Origin of the sequence: Candidatus Kurthia intestinigallinarum (genome assembly GCF_003991225.1) — a bacterium.
GTDB classification, from domain to species: domain Bacteria; phylum Bacillota; class Bacilli; order Bacillales_A; family Planococcaceae; genus Kurthia; species Kurthia populi.
In genome coordinates this window covers 1-1,538 of sequence record NZ_JTFC01000073.1, presented here as the reverse complement: position 1 = coordinate 1,538, position 1,538 = coordinate 1, and the positions used below count along the sequence as shown (strand labels likewise).

Sequence of the window (1,538 nt, the reverse complement as noted above, 5' to 3'; positions counted from 1 at the left end):
CATAGATGATCCTACAGTTATTGATGAGATTTCTGAATCAATTAGAATATATTTGGGAGGTAAGAAATTATCTTATAATCATAAATCATATCTTATTGATTTATTAAAACAAACAAATTCGGATGAAAATGTTTTTTCAAAAAAGAAAAATGATGAGATGATTAATGCTATTTTGAAAGAGGTTATAGATGGTAATATTTCAATAAATGGAAGGAAAAGTTTTTATGAAATTCCATATAGTGATCGTAATAAGAAACTATCATTGTCAAACCTTTCAACAGGTATGAAATCTTTTTCTATTCTTAGTATTTTAAAAAATAGCGGAGCGTTTAATACTGTAGAGTATGTAATATTAGATGAACCAGAAATACATTTACATCCAGAATGGCAACTTAAATATGCTGAATTAATAGTGCTTTTATCTAAATACTTAAATATTAAATTTTTAGTAACTTCCCATAGCCCATACTTTATAGAAGCTATAGAACTGTTCTCAATGAAACATGGAATAGAGGGGAAAGTAAATTATTATAAATCTAAGCATACTCAAAACCCTAATTTTTATACCATAGAGGATTATACACAAAGATTAAGTGATATTTATGATGAATTAGCGGAATCAATGTTTGATCTTCAAAATTTAAGAGATGAATTGGAACTAGAGGAGGAGTAATTTTGGATGTTCTAGAAATTAAACAGTATTTAGAAGAAAACTATTCTTTTTCTACACTTCATGATTGTTCAGAAGATGATTCTAATTCGCAATTTTTAGTTCAAAATCGTGCTATACAAGTATTTGATTTTGATGAAATTAAAGTAAATGAGGTTAAGCAAAGATGTTTTCCGAGTTATACCAGTTTAACTTCTCCAGACACTCTTTTTTTCGATAAAAATAATCATTTAAAACTTATAGAATTTAAAAATAGTTACAGTTCAGATGTGAAAAAACCAGCAGTTCGTATAAAGTGTTACGAGGCATTAATACTTCTTAAAACACGTTTCGATTTTAAAGAATATGATAAAATAACATACATTTTAGTAGATAAAGGACCAAAAAGTAATAGAAGACCAAGCACTCATGCTTTTTTAGGTGGGAGATGTCCTAGAGAATTAAAAATTCTAAAACAGGAGTTTCCTAACTTGGAAGTTGAATGTTATCAATCAAAAGAATTTGATAAAAGATGTTATAGCATTTTAAACGTTCCAACAGACAGTTGGAAAAAAGCTAGTGATAGAACTGATTTGTAGTTTTAAAATAAAAATGCTATCATTTTACTAACAAAAAATGAACGTAAAAAAGCTATCTAAAACGACTGATAAGTGTTGGATTGCCGTCCTTCACATATCACTAACGACCGTATGAGTGGTACGGCGTCAGCTTGTCATAATAGATAGCCAGTTTTAAGCTATGAAGCTAGTTAGGGAGTATTCGACGTACTTCCTAATGTCCCTTTAATTCTACATATATTTTCTGTAGGTTGCAATAGTTTTTAACTGGCTATGTTATTAAAGGCACGTTGCGCCATACTGTAGGCGTT

Annotated in this window: 2 protein-coding genes; both read left to right on the top strand. The window is 29.1% G+C overall.

The features are described 5' to 3' along the window. A partial coding sequence (locus tag QI30_RS18700; protein WP_158621074.1) for an AAA family ATPase occupies positions 1-673 on the top strand: 673 nt, incomplete at its 5' end. 2 nt (positions 674-675) lie between these two features. After that, a complete protein-coding gene (locus QI30_RS18695) occupies positions 676-1,248 on the top strand; it encodes a hypothetical protein (RefSeq protein ID WP_126992073.1) in 573 nt (190 codons plus the stop codon). Positions 1,249-1,538 lie beyond the last annotated feature (290 nt).